11 protein-coding genes are annotated in these 15,600 nt (G+C 63.0%); 6 read left to right on the top strand and 5 right to left on the bottom strand.

Going from position 1 to position 15,600, the window contains the following annotated elements; genetic code table 11:
- Nucleotides 1-11 precede the first annotated feature (11 nt).
- Entirely contained in the window at nucleotides 12-1,019 is a 1,008-nt protein-coding gene (locus tag ACQZ2L_RS08380; RefSeq protein ID WP_430325613.1) for an aldo/keto reductase, read from the bottom strand.
- A gap of 379 nt (nucleotides 1,020-1,398) precedes the next feature.
- Between ACQZ2L_RS08380 and ACQZ2L_RS08375 the strand changes: the two genes are divergently transcribed.
- The 3 genes from ACQZ2L_RS08375 to aldA all read left to right on the top strand — a co-directional run bounded on the left by ACQZ2L_RS08375 (nucleotide 1,399) and on the right by aldA (nucleotide 6,356).
- Nucleotides 1,399-2,526, top strand: a complete 1,128-nt coding sequence (locus tag ACQZ2L_RS08375; RefSeq protein WP_430325728.1) for an MFS transporter — start codon at nucleotides 1,399-1,401, stop codon at nucleotides 2,524-2,526.
- A 241-nt stretch (nucleotides 2,527-2,767) separates the two neighbouring features.
- Complete coding sequence (locus ACQZ2L_RS08370; protein WP_430325727.1) at nucleotides 2,768-4,915, top strand: PQQ-dependent dehydrogenase, methanol/ethanol family; 2,148 nt, start codon at nucleotides 2,768-2,770, stop codon at nucleotides 4,913-4,915.
- A gap of 7 nt (nucleotides 4,916-4,922) precedes the next feature.
- Nucleotides 4,923-6,356, top strand: a complete 1,434-nt coding sequence (gene aldA, locus ACQZ2L_RS08365; protein ID WP_430325726.1) for an aldehyde dehydrogenase — start codon at nucleotides 4,923-4,925, stop codon at nucleotides 6,354-6,356.
- A gap of 43 nt (nucleotides 6,357-6,399) precedes the next feature.
- Here the strand turns inward: aldA and ACQZ2L_RS08360 are convergent, their stop codons facing one another.
- Nucleotides 6,400-8,328, bottom strand: coding sequence for a sigma-54-dependent Fis family transcriptional regulator (locus tag ACQZ2L_RS08360; protein ID WP_430325612.1), 1,929 nt, complete (start codon nucleotides 8,326-8,328; stop codon nucleotides 6,400-6,402).
- A 158-nt stretch (nucleotides 8,329-8,486) separates the two neighbouring features.
- On the opposite strand from ACQZ2L_RS08360, the gene ACQZ2L_RS08355 reads away from it, so the two are divergent.
- Entirely contained in the window at nucleotides 8,487-9,020 is a 534-nt protein-coding gene (locus ACQZ2L_RS08355; RefSeq protein ID WP_430325611.1) for a cupin domain-containing protein, read from the top strand.
- 39 nt (nucleotides 9,021-9,059) lie between these two features.
- Here the strand turns inward: ACQZ2L_RS08355 and ACQZ2L_RS08350 are convergent, their stop codons facing one another.
- Nucleotides 9,060-10,388, bottom strand: a complete 1,329-nt coding sequence (locus ACQZ2L_RS08350) for an MFS transporter (RefSeq protein WP_430325610.1) — start codon at nucleotides 10,386-10,388, stop codon at nucleotides 9,060-9,062.
- A 162-nt stretch (nucleotides 10,389-10,550) separates the two neighbouring features.
- Between ACQZ2L_RS08350 and ACQZ2L_RS08345 the strand changes: the two genes are divergently transcribed.
- Nucleotides 10,551-11,648 (top strand): sugar diacid recognition domain-containing protein, encoded by a 1,098-nt coding sequence (locus tag ACQZ2L_RS08345; RefSeq protein WP_430325609.1) that lies wholly within the window; start codon nucleotides 10,551-10,553, stop codon nucleotides 11,646-11,648.
- Between the two features lie 114 nt (nucleotides 11,649-11,762).
- Nucleotides 11,763-12,905 carry a glycerate kinase gene (locus tag ACQZ2L_RS08340; RefSeq protein ID WP_430325608.1) on the top strand — a complete coding sequence of 381 codons (1,143 nt, stop codon included), beginning with the start codon at nucleotides 11,763-11,765 and terminating at the stop codon, nucleotides 12,903-12,905.
- On the opposite strand, the gene ACQZ2L_RS08335 is transcribed toward ACQZ2L_RS08340, so the two are convergent.
- Nucleotides 12,896-14,083, bottom strand: a complete 1,188-nt coding sequence (locus tag ACQZ2L_RS08335) for an MFS transporter (protein WP_430325607.1) — start codon at nucleotides 14,081-14,083, stop codon at nucleotides 12,896-12,898. The genes ACQZ2L_RS08340 and ACQZ2L_RS08335 overlap by 10 nt on opposite strands.
- Nucleotides 14,074-15,309 carry a 3-deoxy-7-phosphoheptulonate synthase gene (locus ACQZ2L_RS08330; RefSeq protein ID WP_430325606.1) on the bottom strand — a complete coding sequence of 412 codons (1,236 nt, stop codon included), beginning with the start codon at nucleotides 15,307-15,309 and terminating at the stop codon, nucleotides 14,074-14,076. The genes ACQZ2L_RS08335 and ACQZ2L_RS08330 overlap by 10 nt, the downstream gene beginning before the upstream one ends.
- Nucleotides 15,310-15,600 lie beyond the last annotated feature (291 nt).

Here is a 15,600-nt window from a genome sequence, read left to right as displayed (position 1 = left end):
GAGTGGCCTGGTTAGCGTGCCAGGCGGCCGCTGACGAAGTGGGCAACATCGTTGAAGCCTGGGGTCGACGCATGGCCTGGGGTCACCAGCGCATCGATGAAGGCTTCATCTTCGGCAGTGATCTTCACCTGCAGTGCCCCGGCATAGGTGTCCCACTGCGCCTCGGTGCGCGGCCCGACAATCGCCGAGCTGACCAGCCGATTGTTCAGCACCCAGGCAATCGCGAACTCAACGATACCGACGCCTTTGCCCTCGCAGTAGGCGTGGATCTTGCGCGCGATGGTCAGTGACTCCTGACGCCATTCCACTTCCATGATGCGCTTGTCCTGGCGCCCGGCACGGCTGCCGGCGTCTGGCTCCGAGCCCGGTGCGTACTTGCCGCTGAGCACGCCGCGTGCCAGTGGGCTGAACGGCACCACACCAAGCCCGTGATAGCCCGCAGCGGTCAGCTGCTCAGGTTCGGCCTGGCGGTTGACGATGTTGTACAGCGGTTGGCTTACCACCGGCTTGGCCACACCCAGGCGCTCGGCTACGTTGCAGATCTCGGCGATGCGCCAGCCACGGAAGTTGGACACGCCCCAGTAGCGGATCTTGCCCTGTTGCAGCAGGTCACCGATGGCCCGCACGGTTTCTTCCAGCGGCACGTTGTGGTCTTCGCGGTGCAGGTAGTAGATATCCAGGTAATCGGTACCCATTCGGGTCAGGCTGGCTTCGATGGCATTGAACAGATGCTTGCGCGACAGCCCGCCGCGGTTGGGCAAACCGTCTATGGCGCCGAAGCCGGCTTTGGACGCAACCACCCAGTCCTGCCGATTGCGCGCCACCGCCTCGCCGACAATCTGCTCCGAGCGCCCGCCGTTGTAGACGTCGGCGGTATCGACAAAGTTGACACCCTGATCCCAGGCCTTGTCGATGATCCGCAGCGAGTCCTCGGCGCTGGTCTGCTCGCCGAACATCATGCTGCCCAGGGTCAGGGCAGAAACCTGCAGGCCGCTTTGGCCAAGAGGGCGATAGAGCATGGGGAAGGTCCTTGAGTGGGGAGGGGGATGACCTTTTTTACAGGCAAGCGGTGGGGTTTGAAAGGGCAAAACAGCTCGGTTGTTGCCTGATCCTGCCTGCAAATGTGTGTAGCCTGGTGTCGCCCAGCGCTGACATCATTTTCGAGTAGTCAACATGATGTTTATACGCAGCTGGTAGTTAGCGAAATCCCTCACAACGCTATGGGATTTTTTTCCTGCCTAGGCTTATTGCAACGCGCATGACGACGCAGCGATGCTTGATGCAGCCTGGAGACGCAATATCCGCCAGTAACCATGCCGCAAATTCGCAGCGTTGAGGTGCGTAGTGCTAAAAGTACAACCGTCTGAAAATCGGCTTTTGGTTACTGTATTGATACTGATGAGCTTACTTGGGATATTCCCCCTGGATGTGATACTTCCATCATTCCCAGCGTTGTCTTCACAATTTTCGGTCCCAACCCGAGATATCGCCTGGTCCATCAGCCTGTTCGCCATCGGGGTCGCGCTGTCGCAGTGCTGGATCGGACCGCTATCCGATCGCCTTGGCCGTAAACGCCTGTTGTTAGTCGGACTGATAACGGCGGCGTCAGGCGCCGTGGGTTGTATTTATGCCTGGGACTTTTCGTCCTTTATGGTTTTCCGCTTGGTGCAGGCCGCTGGATGCGGTTGCTTTGTACTCAGCCATGCACTGGTTCAAGACTTGTATAGCGACCATCGGCGCAATTCGATGCGAATTTTACTGACCACCGCCAGCGGTTTGTTTATCTCCCTGTCACCGCTGGCAGGCAGTTTTTTGCAACAGTGGCTTGGTTGGCGGGGCAGCTTTCAGGCATTTGTCGTGCTCGCAGCGTTAGCGGTGTTGCTGTGTACTGTTTCACTCACAGACGCTGCACGTCCTGTCGCCCCACGGAGCGGTTATCGCACCTTGTTCAAGGATCGACGCTTCATAAGCTATTCGATGCTGTCCGCAATCGCATTTGCTTGCCACTTCTCATTCATTGTCACGTCCCCCTTGCTGTTCATGGATCTCTTGGGAATGACCGACTACGCCCTTTCACTGATATTCATTGCTTATGGTGCGGCTTATATCATTGGCGGCGTGGTTGCCAGTGCTTTGAACAAGCGCATCGAGGTGAATGCGCAGATCAGATTGGGGCTTCTTTTGATCGGCGTCGCCGGGCTGTCGATGCTTCTCTGGTTGTATGTGCTAAATCCGACCGTCACCGGGATCATGCTGTCGATGGTGGTCTGCAGTGCCGGTACAACGATTGTGCGCCCGGCAGCGACTACCTGCGCGTTGAGCCTACATCCTGAGATTGCAGGGACGGCAGCTGCGCTGAATAACACGCTCGTATTTACCGTTGGCGGCTTGTGCAGCGCGGGGGTCGCGTTGGCAGATGGGGACTTGCTGTGGGCATTAGCGATGGCATTCGTCCTTGCAACGCTGATCGGGAGTCTGTTGCTGAGACGTCTTCGCAGCCTACCATCGAAGCTTCTCTCGGACTGACACACCTGTTCCATTCCTGCGCCAAGTGTGCCGAAACCGCATCTATTGAAGCGGTCGCCGGCTTGCGGCCATCCGTGAACAACTCCCTCTAGGACGGCCACTCCAGCACCATCAGCAATACTGGCACAGCCGTTGCTCCTGTTCTTCACGACACATTCCCTGGGTGTCGCCAATAACAAGAACGGAGATTCCCCCGATGACCCAATCAGGTCCGCACCGCCGGCCCATGCCGGGTGCCTTGATGAGAACCGCAGGTTGCGCCGTCCTGGCGTTGGCTTGTCTGGCCCCGGCGTTTGCCGCCGAGGTCGATGGCAAGCGCATCATCGACGCCGACAAAGAGCCCGGCAACTGGATGAGCCATGGCCGTACCTACGATGAGCAACGCTACAGCCCGCTGAACACCATCAACGACGGCAACGTCAATCAATTGGGCCTGGCCTGGAGTTATAAGCTCGATCTGGACCGTGGCGTCGAGGCCACGCCTATCGTGGTCGACGGTGTTATGTACACCACTGGGCCATTTTCGGTGGTGTATGCCCTGGACGCACGCAACGGCAAGCTGCTGTGGAAGTACGATCCGCAGTCCGATCGCCATCGGGCCGGTGAGGCCTGCTGCGACGCGGTCAACCGTGGCGTAGCCGTGTGGCAGGGCAAGGTCTATGTCGGCGTGCTCGATGGCCGCCTGGAGGCCATCGATTCCAAGACCGGCAAGCGCGTATGGTCGGTCGACACCCGCAGCGACGACAAACGCAGCTACACCATCACCGGTGCGCCGCGGGTGGTTAACGGCAAGGTGGTGATCGGCAACGGCGGCGCCGAGTTTGGCGTGCGTGGCTACGTCACCGCCTATGATGCCGAGACCGGCAAGCAGGCCTGGCGCTTCTTTACCGTGCCTGGCGATCCCAAACTGCCGCCGGAAGACAAAGCGATGGAGATCGCCAGCAAGACCTGGCACGGCGATGCCTTTGTCGAGCAGGGCGGCGGTGGCACGGCGTGGGATTCGTTTGCGTATGACCCGGAGCTGAACCTGCTCTATATCGGCGTCGGCAACGGCTCGCTGTGGGACCCGAAATGGCGCAGCCAGGCCAAGGGCGACAACCTGTTCCTGTCGTCGATCGTGGCGGTCAATGCCGACACCGGCGAATACGCCTGGCACTACCAGACCACACCTGGAGATGCCTGGGACTTCACCGCCACCCAGCACATGATCCTCGCTGAACTGCCGATCAACGGCAAACAGCGCAAGGTATTGATGCAGGCGCCGAAAAACGGCTTCTTCTATGTACTCGACCGCGCCACCGGCGAGTTGCTCTCGGCGAAGAATATCGTGCCGGTCAACTGGGCCAAGGGTATCGACATGAAGACCGGCCGGCCCATCGTCGATGATGAGGCAGCCGCCTACTGGAAAGACGGCAAGCGCAAGCTGGTGACCCCTGCATTCTGGGGCGCGCATGACTGGCACCCGATGTCCTACAACCCCAACACCGGGTTGGTGTACATTCCCGCGCACATCATGTCGGCCTACTACGAGCACATCCCGGAAGCGCCCAAGCGTCACCCGTTCAAGAGTGTGTACCAGCTGGGCTTGCGTACCGGGATGATGCCTGAAGGCCCTGAAGGCTTGCTGGAAATGGCCAAGACCTGGTCAGGCAAGTTGATCGCATGGGACCCGGTCAAGCAGGCACCTGCCTGGGAAGTGCCGTATATCACCATTTTCAACGGCGGCACCCTGAGCACGGCGGGCAACCTGGTGTTCGAAGGCAGCGCCGATGGCCGGGTGATCGCCTATGCCGCCGATAATGGCAAAAAGCTCTGGGAATCACCGGCTGCCAGCGGCGTGATGGCTGCGCCGATCACCTATTCGGTGGATGGCGAGCAATACGTGACCTTCATGGCCGGTTGGGGCGGGGCGTTCTCGACCTTTGCCGGGGCCTTGTCGCTGCGCGCCGGTGTGCAGCCGTTCGCCCAGGTGCTGACCTACAAGATCGGCGGCAACGCCACCTTGCGTGAGCCACCACCGCCGGCCGACACGCCTAAGCCGCCAGCGCTCACTGCTGACGAAAAAACCGTAGCTGCCGGCGCTGCGCTGTACGACGGCAACTGCTCGCAGTGCCACGGCATCCATGCCGTCAGCGGCGGCGTACTGCCGGATCTGCGCAAGCTCACCGCGGAAAAACACCAGATGTTCCTCGGCATCCTCTATGGCGGGCGCGTCCCGGACGGCATGCCTTCGTTTGCCGAAGCGCTCAAGCCCGAGCAGGTGGAGCAGGTGCACCAATACCTGATCAAGCGCGCCCATGACCTGCAACGCGAAGGCAGTGTCTGGGAGCAGTTCAGCGCCAAGCCTGCGGCCGCCACGCCGCTTGCCGACAATGCTTCCAAGGAGTGACATGACCATGCGCGATAATCCGTACCAGAACTATATCGACAACGCTTTTGTGGCCAGCGAGCAGCTGATCGAGGTGTTCAATCCGGCCAATGGTGAATTGCTGGGGGCGGTGCCAGAGTCACCCGTCGAGCAGGTCGAACGTGCGATTGCCGCAGCGCGCCGTGCGCAAAAAGGTTGGGCGGCAAAACCTGCCATCGAGCGCGCCGGCTACTTGCGCCAGATTGCGATCAAGGTGCGGGCCAATGCCGAGCGCCTGGCGCGAATCATCACCCAGGAGCAGGGCAAGGTGCCAGCGTTGGCCCTGGTGGAGGTCAACTTCACTGCCGACTACCTCGACTACATGGCCGAATGGGCGCGCCGCCTGGAGGGCGAAGTGCTGAGCAGTGACCGCGCCAACGAGCACATCTTCCTGCTGCGCAAGCCCCTCGGCGTGGTGGCAGGGGTGCTGCCGTGGAATTTCCCGTTCTTCCTAATTGCGCGCAAGATGGCGCCGGCGCTGCTGACCGGCAACACCATCGTGATCAAACCCAGCGAAGAGACGCCGATCAACTGCTACGAATTTGCCCGGTTGGTAGCCGAAACCGATCTACCGCCAGGGGTGTTCAACGTGGTCGGCGGCCAAGGTGCAAGTGTCGGCCACAGCCTCACCAGCCATGCTGGCATCGACCTGGTCAGCTTCACCGGCAGTGTCGCCACCGGCGCGCGGATCATGGCTGCGGCAGCGCCGAACATCACCAAGCTCAACCTCGAACTGGGCGGCAAGGCACCCGCTATCGTGCTGGCCGACGCCGACCTGGATTTGGCCGTGCGTGCGATCGTTGCCTCGCGGGTGATCAATACCGGGCAGGTGTGCAACTGCGCCGAGCGGGTCTATGTGCAACGCGGCGTGGCGGAGGCCTTCATCGACAAGGTCGCGCAGACGATGGCCGCCACGCGCTACGGCGACCCGTCGCTGCAGGCTGACCTGGACATGGGCCCGTTGATCAACCAGGCCGGGCTGGACAAGGTCGCGCAGATGGTGCGCACGGCAGTCGGGCAGGGCGCTCAGGTGGTCACCGGCGGGCAGGTGGCTGATCTTGGCGCGGGCTTCCACTATCAACCGACGGTGCTGGCCGGCTGTTCGGCGGACATGGAGATCATGCGCAAGGAGATCTTCGGGCCGGTCCTGCCGATCCAGATCATCGACGACCTGGACGAAGCGATTGCCCTGGCCAATGACAGCGAGTATGGCCTGACCTCGTCGCTATATACCCGCGACCTGAACGCAGCGCTAAAGGCCAGCCGCGAGATTGATTTTGGCGAGACCTACATCAATCGCGAGAACTTCGAGGCCATGCAGGGTTTCCACGCCGGAGCACGCAAGTCCGGGGTGGGCGGCGCGGATGGCAAGCATGGGCTGTATGAATACACGCGCACGCAGGTGGTGTATATCCAGGGCTGAGTAAGGACTGGCCGGCACGCTCGCGCGTCGGCCAGTGCTGACATCAGTCAGCCTGATTCGGCGGGACGATCCCGTGGCGTTTCATCTTGCGGTACAGGGTCGAACGGGAGATTCCCGCCGATTCTGCTGCCGCGCTGATGTTCCAATGCTCGCGTCGCAGTACATCAAGCAGATGCCGGGCTTCAGCATCCTCGACCTGGGCCTCCAGGCGCAGTGGTTGTGCATGTACTGCGACTCGCGGCGCACTCGCCAGCAACTCTTCCGGCAGACAACCCAGGCTTATCACCCCATCCTCCGCCAGCGCTACCGCATAGCGCAGCGTGTTCAGCAATTGGCGCACATTGCCAGGCCAGGGGTGGCCCAGCAGGCAGCGCCGAGCCTCTGCGTCCAACTGCAGCCCTTGCGCTTCGGGCAGCCGCTGCAGCAGGTGCTCGATCAACTCGGCGCGATCACTGCGCTGGCGTAGCGCCGGTAGGCTCATGCGCATGCCGCACAGGCGATAGTAGAGGTCTTCACGGAAGCGTTTTTCAGCGATCATGCCCGCCAGATCCTGGTGAGTCGCCGACACCACCTGGATATCCAGCGCCACCGGCGCTTCGGCCCCCAGTGGCTGCAGCTCACGCTCGGCCAGCACCCGCAGCAAGCGGGTTTGCAGGTGCGCAGGCATGTCACCGATCTCATCGAGGAACAGCGTGCCGCCATTGGCCAGTTCCAGCTTGCCCTTCATGCCTTTGCGATTGGCGCCGGTGAAGCTGCCGCTGCGGTAGCCAAACAGCTCGCTTTCAATCAACGACTCGGGGATCGCCGCGCAATTGAGCGCAACGAACGGGCCGGCCTGACGGCGACTGGCTTGGTGCACAGCACGGGCGAACGCCTCCTTGCCGGTGCCGGTTTCACCGGTGATCAGGATGCAGATGTCTTTATCCAACACTTTGCGCAGGCGCTGCACGCTTTGCTGCAGTTGGCTGTCGCCTCCGGCAAGCGCTTCCAATGTGGGGTGGCGCGCTGCAGCTGGGGCAGGTGCAACAGTATTGGCGCGCAGCCCGTAGCCAGCCGGCACACGCAAACCGACTTCGATGATCAGTTCGCTGCCAGGCTCGCGCAGCTGGGTGCCGCAAGCGCCGCCGCGGGTGAGCATCAGCAACTCATCGATACTGGCAGGCAGCAACTGCTCGATGCGCAAGCCCAGCAGGGCGCCAGGCTGGGCCATGAATGCAGCCCGGTTAGCACCGATCACCCGGCCGCCTTCATCCAGCGCCAATAATTGCTCATTGGCCAGATCGGTGATGTCGTCACGAGGCTTCAGCGCCAGGGTCAGGCGGTCGCGGTAGCGTTGCCGGAAATGGGTGTTCTCGATCAGCCGCGCGTACAGCGTCACCAGGTGCAGGGTCAGGTGTTGCGCCTGCTTCGGCCCGTCGTTGAACAGACAGGTCGCGTTGAGGCAGCCTAGCAGTTGATTCTGCGCATCGAAAATGGGTGACACCGAGCAGCTCAGGCGGGCGTTAGCCGCAAGAAAATGCTCCTGGCGGTGGATGGTCAGCGCCTGCCCCGAGGCCAGCGCTGTGCCGATGCCATTGGTGCCGGCTATCGATTCGTCCCAGCGGGCGCCGACGATCAGCCCAGCGCGTGAATAACGGTCGTGATCGGCTGGCAGGCGGGCATCGAGGGTGATGCCGTCAGCATCGCTGAGCAGTACGGCGAAGCCCGCATCGACCACTCGCCGGGCCAGGCCGTTGACGCCTTGCCCGGCGATGCTCAGGTAGGCCTCGTGCTGAGCCTGATGCTGGCGAATCTCGGCGGCGCTGAGGATATTGTCGACATGGCGCAGGCCTGGGTCGAGATGGTGCTGATTGATGCTGCGAAACCAGGATTCGGCGATCACCGCTTCCGGCGCAAGGCCGCGTTCGGCGAAGTGGCAGTCGATAAACGCAGCCAGTTCCCTGGCGCGGGTGTCGGTGGCAGGCGCGGTCATGGGCGCTCCCCGTGCTGTTATTGTCGTGGGCCGGTTCGAAGTGCCGGTCAGACTGCAACCATAGCGCAAAAGCCTGAGGCAGTGAGCGCCTGCTTGAAATGGAACGCCTGACGGCATTCAAGCTTCTCAACAGAATACAAGCCTGTGAGGGGCAGACCATGGACCAGCAGCAATCTATCGCGCCGCGGCCTGTTAAGCCGCGCCAGCTACGTTTCGCCGACGACGGCTCGACGCCGAACAGCGTGTTGCCGGTGTTGCTCTACTCGATGCAGTGGCCCAGCGGCACGGACCGGGCGGCGGCCTTCGAGGCGCTGTTCGAAGTGCACGGCTGGCCTGCGTTATGGCGAGATGGCGTGTTTCCCTATCACCATTTCCACCCCAACGCGCATGAAGTCCTGGGCGTAGCGCAGGGGGAGGCGCGATTGACCCTGGGCGGTACCGCCGGGCAGACCATCAGCGTCAAAGCCGGCGACGTCCTGGTGCTGCCGGCTGGTACCGGCCATCGCTGCGTGACCTGCAGTGAGGACTTTGTCGTGGTTGGCGGTTACCCGCGGGGGCAAGAAGACTACGAGGTCGAGCGGCCCAACGCCCGAGGCCACACGCAGGCGGTGGCGCGGATTGCCAAGGTCGCGTTGCCGGAGCTGGACCCGGTGCTGGGCAAGGAGGGCGGGGTTGTCGCGTTGTGGCGGTGAGGGGTTGCCGGGCGCCAGGCCCGGCAACGGTCAGCCGTTTCAATCGGCGCGGGCGCTGCTCAAGGCGCCAGCACGGGTGACGCGCAGGGCCACCAGGCTGCCGATCACGATAAGCCCAGCCAGCGAGTACAACGCGGCATCGGTCGAACCGGTCTGATCCTTGATGAAACCCACCAGATACGGGCTGAGGAAGCCTGCCATCTGCCCGACCGAGTTGATGATTGCCAAACCTGCAACGGCAGTGGCAGCACTGAGCAACGCAGTCGGCATCGGCCAGAACATCGGCAAGCCGGTGAGGGCGCCCATGGTCGCGATCGACAGACCAAGAATGGCGATTGGCGGGTTGCCGGCAAAGTTGACCGCGATCAGCAGGCCGATCGCGCCCATCAGCATCGGCACCACCAGGTGCCAGCGGCGTTCGTTGCGCAGGTCAGCCGAACGGCCTACCAGAATCATGAACACGCCGGCCAGCAGATAAGGGATCGCGCTCAACCAGCCAATCAGCAGCGGGTTGTCAAAACCCATGCTCTTGATGATCGATGGCAGCCAGAAGTTGATCGCGTACACGCCGCTCTGGATGCAGAAGTAGATGAAGCCAAAGGTCCAGATCAACGGATTGGTCAGCACCGACAGCACACTGTCACCGCTGGTGACCGGCTTGCGCGCTGCATCGGCGTTGAGGTCGGCTTCGATGATCTGCCGCTCGGCCGGGCTCAGCCACGGCGCTTTCTGGTAACCGTCGCTGAGCAGTTTGATCGCCAGCACGCCCAGCACCACCGTCGGCAGGCCCTGGATCAGGAACATCCACTGCCAGCCCGCCAAACCGTGCTGGCCGGCGGCAAAGTGCTGCAGAATCCAGCCCGAAAACGGCCCGCCAAGCAGCCCCGAGACCGGGATTGCCGACATGAACAGGGCCATGATCCGCCCACGTCGATCCGCCGGGAACCAGCGCGAGAGGTACAGCACCACGCCCGGGAAGAAGCCGGCTTCGGCGGCGCCGGTGAGCAGGCGCAGGGCGTAGAACTCGGTCGGCGTGGTGACGAACATCAAGCAGGTCGACAGGCTGCCCCAGGCGATCATCATCAACGCGATCCAGCGCCGCGGCCCAAAGCGGTTCAGCGCCAGGTTGCTGGGCAGGCCGCAGAGTACGTAGCCGATGAAGAAAATCCCGGCGCCGAGGCCGTAGACGGTTTCGCTGAACTTCAGTGCATCGAGCATCTGTAGCTTGGCAAAACCAACGTTGACGCGGTCGAGGTAGTTGAACAGGTAGCAGATGAAAATGAATGGAATCAGCCGCAGTGTGATGCGCCGGTACAGCGCATTGCGGGTGCTATCGTGGCCTTGGTCAGGGGCAGAGCTGTGTGCCATGATCGGGATCTCTGTTGTTATGATTGTTACCGCGTCGCCTGTCTCGGCGCTCGCCCTGACGAGTCTCGGCGAGCGCAGCGCGGCTGTCTTTGTGCTTGTGCACAGGGATCAGCGCTGGCCGCTGTGCTGCGGCCCAAATCCTATCACTGCAAGGACCGTTGAATGTTCGAACTGGACCATGACCTGGCACAGGATATCGTCGACCGGGCGATGGCCATTCTGCCGTGCAACGTCAACGTCATGGACAGTCAGGGCTTGATACTGGGCAGCGGTGAAGCAGAACGCATCAACACACGCCATGAAGGCGCCCAGTTGGTACTGGCCAACGGCCGGATCGTCGAACTCGACAATGACGCGGCCAAGTGCCTCAAGGGCGTGCAGCCCGGCGTCAACCTGCCACTGATGCTCGACGGCCGCTTGATCGGCGTGCTCGGCCTGACCGGTGATCCACAGCAATTGCGCACCTACGGTGAGCTGGTGCGGATGACCGCCGAGATGCTCCTGGCCCAGCGTCATCTGCAAGTCGAGCAACAATGGCGACGCCAGCGCTGTGATGACTTGCTGGCATTGTTGCTGGGCAGTAGTGGAGACTCGACGCGGTTGCTCGACGAGGCCCAGCAACTTGGCCTCAAGCCCCAATTGGCGCGGGTTCCGTGCCTTTTCGAGCTGGAGTCCGGACCGCCTGCAGAAGCCTTGGCCACTTGGTTGATGAGCCGTTATCCGGATGGCTGGTGCGTTAGCCCGGCCCGCCAGTCATTGTTGTGGTGTCGTCCAGCGGCAGTGGCGCTGGACGAACAACGCCTGCTCGAACGTCTGCAGCGCCATGGCTGGCAAGTCCAGCGCCTGGCCGTCGGCCCCGCAGCGCAAAGCCTTGAGCAATTGCGACGCGGCTACCGGCGGGTGCGTGATCTGCTTGCCTATGGGCGCGAAGTGCTGCCTGCCGAGCGCTTGCTGAACCTGACCCGCTACCGCTTGCCAGCACTGCTGTGGCGCCACCGTAACGACGACGCGCTGGATGAATTGCTCGAGCCCTTGCTGCGCATCCGTAGCAAGGACGCCAGCGGGCAGTTGCTCAATACCTTGCGCGCCTGGTGCGCCCACGATGGCCAGAGCCAGGCCTGTGCCGATGCACTGGGTATTCACCGCAACAGCCTGCGTTATCGCCTGGAACGTATCGCCGAGCTGGGCGAGGTCGACCCACAGCGGCTGGACGGCATGTTGACCCTGTATCTGGGCTTGCAGCTGTTGCCGGCCGACTGAGCCGAGCAGCAAAGGCGTTTGCCCAAACAACGGCGGCGGGCTTTTGTGCATCTGACCGAGGCCTGCGGCTGACGCAACTGTCAGCATCGCTGCAACAGGATCAGGAGAATCCCCATGAAAATTGTCATCGCCCCCGATTCGTTCAAGGACAGCCTCGACGCTGCTGCCGTCGCCCAGGCCATCGCACGCGGCCTGGCCGAGGTGTGGGCGGACGCCGAGCTGGTCGAGTGTCCGATGGCCGATGGCGGCGAAGGCACGCTGCAGGCGATTGTTGCGGCCAGTCACGGTGAGCTGCGCCGACAAGTGGTGCGTGGGCCATTGGGGCAGGCGGTCGAAGCCAGCTGGGGCTGGCTGGCCGAGAGCCGCACGGCAATCATCGAAATGGCCGAAGCCAGTGGTTTGCAGCTGGTCCCCGGCGAGCAGCGCGACGCCTGTCGCAGCAGCACCTGGGGCACCGGGGAGCTGATTGGCGCGGCCTTGACTGCGGGTGCCCAACGCATCGTCCTGGCGATTGGCGGCAGTGCCACCAACGACGGCGGCAGCGGCATGCTCCGCGCCTTGGGCTTGGGTTTGTTCGATGCCGATGGGCAGGCGCTGGCCGAAGGCGGCCTGGCCCTGGCGCAACTGGCCCGGATCGACGCCAGCAAGCTTGATCCGCGCCTGGCAGAGGTGCAGGTCGAAGTCGCAGCAGACGTCGACAACCCGCTGTGTGGGCCAAACGGCGCCTCGGCGATTTTTGGCCCGCAAAAAGGCGCCAGCCCTGAGCAGGTGACAGCGCTGGATCTCGCCCTTGGGCATTTTGCCGACCAATGCGCGCAACTGCTGGGTAACGACCTCAGGGAGTCGCCCGGTAGCGGCGCTGCCGGCGGCATGGGCTTTGCGGCCAAGGCCTTCATGGACGCGCGTTTCCGCGCTGGAGTGGAGGTGGTCGCCGAGCTGGCCGGGCTGGATGCACTGGTGCAGGGCGCCGATCTGGTCATCACCGGCGAAGGCCGCTTTGACGCGCAGACCTTGCGCGGCAAAACGCCGATGGGTGTGGCCAGGGTTGCCAAACGTCATGGTGTGCCGGTGGTGGTGCTGGCCGGCACCCTGGGCGAGGGTTACCAGCAGCTGTACGCCCATGGCATAGATGCCGCGTTTGCGCTGGCCAGTGGGCCGATGACCCTGGCTCAGGCGTGCAGCGAGGCGCCGGCACTGCTGCAGGCGCGCGCCAGCGATATTGCCCGCCTGTGGCAGTGCGCCAAGGCTCAGCGCTGAGCTTCAGCTTCATAGGGCACATCAGCAGGCGTCTGGCTGAGGAGCACGGCAATTGCCAACAGAGCGGCGCCAACGCCTGCCAGCGGCAACCACGCCAGACCGAGCTGACCGACCAAGAGGCCACCGAGCCCGCCGCCTAGTGCGGTGCCGAGGTTGAACGCAGCAATGTTCAACCCCGAGGCCACGCCGCTGGCGTGCGGCGCCAGGGTTTTAGCCAGGTTGAGCAGGCGCAACGTGGACAACGTAACGATGGCGAAGAACACCGCCCCCAGCACCCCGACCAGGCCGAGCACGGCCCATGGCGACTGCCTGAAGACATACAGCAGCATCAGCGTCACCACCAGCATGAGCAGCGCCAGTAGCAGGCAGCGGTTAATCGCAAAACGGTCGCCGGCATACCCGCCCACCAGATTGCCAGCAATCGTACAGGCGCCAAACAGCAGCATGCCCGCGCTCAACAAGCGAGGCCCGGCCTGGCTCACCTCCAGCAGGTACGGCGACACGTAGCTGAAAAAGCTGAACACCGCGACGCTGACCAGCATGGACACCCCGGCAACGGACAACAACGGCCGCAGTAGCACGGCGCGCAGGCCGCTCAACCCCGCGCCAGGCTGAGCATCCGCCGCCGCACCGGCCTGAACCGGCATCCAGCGCAGCAAGCCGATCAAGCTCAAACAACCGAGCAGCGCCAGCGCGACAAATATCACCCGCCACGACCAGAAACTGCCTAGCAGCGTGCCCAACGGCACCCCGAGTGCCAACGACACCGTCAAGCCCATCCATACCACCGACAATGCCCGCCCGGCCTGCGCGGGCGCTACCAGCTTGACTGCAACACTGGCCGCTATCGCCATGAACACGCCATGGGCCAGGCCAATCACAAAGCGCACCAGGTGCAAGGTCCACACCTGCTCGACGCTTGCCAGCAGCAGGCTACCCACACCCAGCACTGCAACCGTCAGCAGCATCAGCGAGCGGTCACACCAACTCGCCAGTGCCGCAGTCAGCAACGGTGCGCCGATGGCGGCACCCAGCGCGTACGCAGCAATCGCCGCGCCTACTGCGGCGACTGAGCTGCTCAGGTCGGCCGCCATTGCCGAAACCAGCCCGGCGACCACGAACTCGGACAAGCCGAAGGCAAAGGTGCACAGCGAAAAAACGTAGATGGCTAACGGCATGGCGGCATCTGACTCAAGTGCTGGGCCAAGGCCAAGGCCTGTTCGCCATTCAGGCGGGGATCAACCTTGCTCAGGTAGCAGCGGCGCAGATCCTCCGGCTGCAGTTGGCCCGGGCCACCGAGGCATTCGGTGACTGCTTCAGCGGTCATTTCCAGGTGCAGCCCGCCGAGGATCGAGCCATGCCGGGCATGCACGGCGAAGGCCGTCTCTATTTCCGCCAGGATGTCATCGAAAGCGCGGGTCTTGGTGCCGCAGGGTAGGGTGCGGGTATTGCCGTGCATAGGGTCGCACAGCCACAACACCCGTGCGCCAGCATGCTGAACAGCGTCAATCAGCGGCCCGAGGTGCTGCTCCAGCAGTGCCGCGCCCATGCGATGGATCAGCGTCAGTCGGCCCGGCTGGCTGTGCGGGTTGAGCTGTTGGATCAGCTGAAGCAGTGCGCCGGCCGAGGTTTCAGCGCCGACCTTGACCGCCACCGGGTTGCTCACCCCACGCAGGTATTCGACGTGGGCGCCGTCGGGCTGGGCGGTGCGCAGGCCAATCCACGGCAGGTGGGTGGCCTGGTTGAACCAGCAGCCATCGTCCTGTTGCCGGGTCAGCGCCTGTTCGTATTCCAGCAGCAAGGCTTCGTGGGAGATGAACAGCGCCTGATCGCACAGGCCATCGCTGTCCATGAAACCCTGCAGGTTGCGGATGTCGCGCAAGGTCGCGGCCGTGTGCGCATAGGCTGCAAGCAAGCGCTGCGGATCTGCCCGCCGCGCTGCTGCGCTGAACTCGGCCTGGTTGACGATATCGCCGCGATACACCGGCAGACTCAGACCATCACGGGTTTCGATATCACTGGAGCGTGGCTTGGCGTATTGCCCGGCGAGGCGGCCGATCTTGATCACCGGTCGCTGAACACCCCGCGTCAGCAGCTGGCTCATCTCCTGCATCAGCTGCAGAAAGCGATTCAGCGCGGCCTGATCGGTCTGGGTGAGGTCTTCGGCGCAATCACCGCCTTGCAAGACAAACGCACGGCCCTGCTGGGCCTGGGCCAGCAAGGCCGTAAGCAGGCTGATCGACTGCCGACTGACCAGCGTGGGGGCCTGGCGCACGCTTGCCAGCGCTTGCTCAAGGGCAGCTTGGTCGTGATACAGCGGTTGCTGCGCAGCGCTGCGGTCGCGCCAGGAATTGAGGCTCCAGGCCAGTGGGCCGTCGAGCACGTTGGCGCCTTGGGTCAGCATGATCGGTGTCGCTCCCTGAGTGTCGTCGTTCGCCCTGCACCTGCTGCAAGGAGCGGCGATAGTGCGCAGCGACGACAGCTCGAGGGAAATACAATAAAGGTCTCAATCTGATATGCGCAGATGCCCCATAGCGCGCGGGGGCGGGGCGCAGGCGGCAGCCGCTGACAGGCGCTGAAACCTTGTATTTGAGGGGCTACTAATACTTTCGATCTATCACTGCTGCTTCGCCAAAAGTATTTTACTCAAGGTCTGCACTCGCCAATTCTCGGCGCAACTTATTCGAGAGGGGCG

This window comes from Pseudomonas shirazensis (genome assembly GCF_050496565.1).
Lineage (GTDB): Bacteria > Pseudomonadota > Gammaproteobacteria > Pseudomonadales > Pseudomonadaceae > Aquipseudomonas > Aquipseudomonas shirazensis_A.
Note: the sequence above shows the minus strand (reverse complement) of the source record. Positions and strands in the feature narration are given on the sequence as shown.

Excerpts from the sequence above, each read along its gene's own strand:
- ACQZ2L_RS08335 (WP_430325607.1), bottom strand. The coding sequence starts at position 14,083 with ATGCCGTTAGCCATCTACGTTTTTTCGCTGTGCACCTTTGCCTTCGGC.
- ACQZ2L_RS08375 (WP_430325728.1), top strand. The coding sequence starts at position 1,399 with ATGAGCTTACTTGGGATATTCCCCCTGGATGTGATACTTCCATCATTC.
- ACQZ2L_RS08370 (WP_430325727.1), top strand. The coding sequence starts at position 2,768 with ATGAGAACCGCAGGTTGCGCCGTCCTGGCGTTGGCTTGTCTGGCCCCG.
- ACQZ2L_RS08355 (WP_430325611.1), top strand. The coding sequence starts at position 8,487 with ATGGACCAGCAGCAATCTATCGCGCCGCGGCCTGTTAAGCCGCGCCAG.
- ACQZ2L_RS08360 (WP_430325612.1), bottom strand. The coding sequence starts at position 8,328 with ATGACCGCGCCTGCCACCGACACCCGCGCCAGGGAACTGGCTGCGTTT.
- ACQZ2L_RS08380 (WP_430325613.1), bottom strand. The coding sequence starts at position 1,019 with ATGCTCTATCGCCCTCTTGGCCAAAGCGGCCTGCAGGTTTCTGCCCTG.
- aldA (WP_430325726.1), top strand. The coding sequence starts at position 4,923 with ATGCGCGATAATCCGTACCAGAACTATATCGACAACGCTTTTGTGGCC.
- ACQZ2L_RS08345 (WP_430325609.1), top strand. The coding sequence starts at position 10,551 with ATGTTCGAACTGGACCATGACCTGGCACAGGATATCGTCGACCGGGCG.
- ACQZ2L_RS08350 (WP_430325610.1), bottom strand. The coding sequence starts at position 10,388 with ATGGCACACAGCTCTGCCCCTGACCAAGGCCACGATAGCACCCGCAAT.
- ACQZ2L_RS08330 (WP_430325606.1), bottom strand. The coding sequence starts at position 15,309 with ATGCTGACCCAAGGCGCCAACGTGCTCGACGGCCCACTGGCCTGGAGC.
- ACQZ2L_RS08340 (WP_430325608.1), top strand. The coding sequence starts at position 11,763 with ATGAAAATTGTCATCGCCCCCGATTCGTTCAAGGACAGCCTCGACGCT.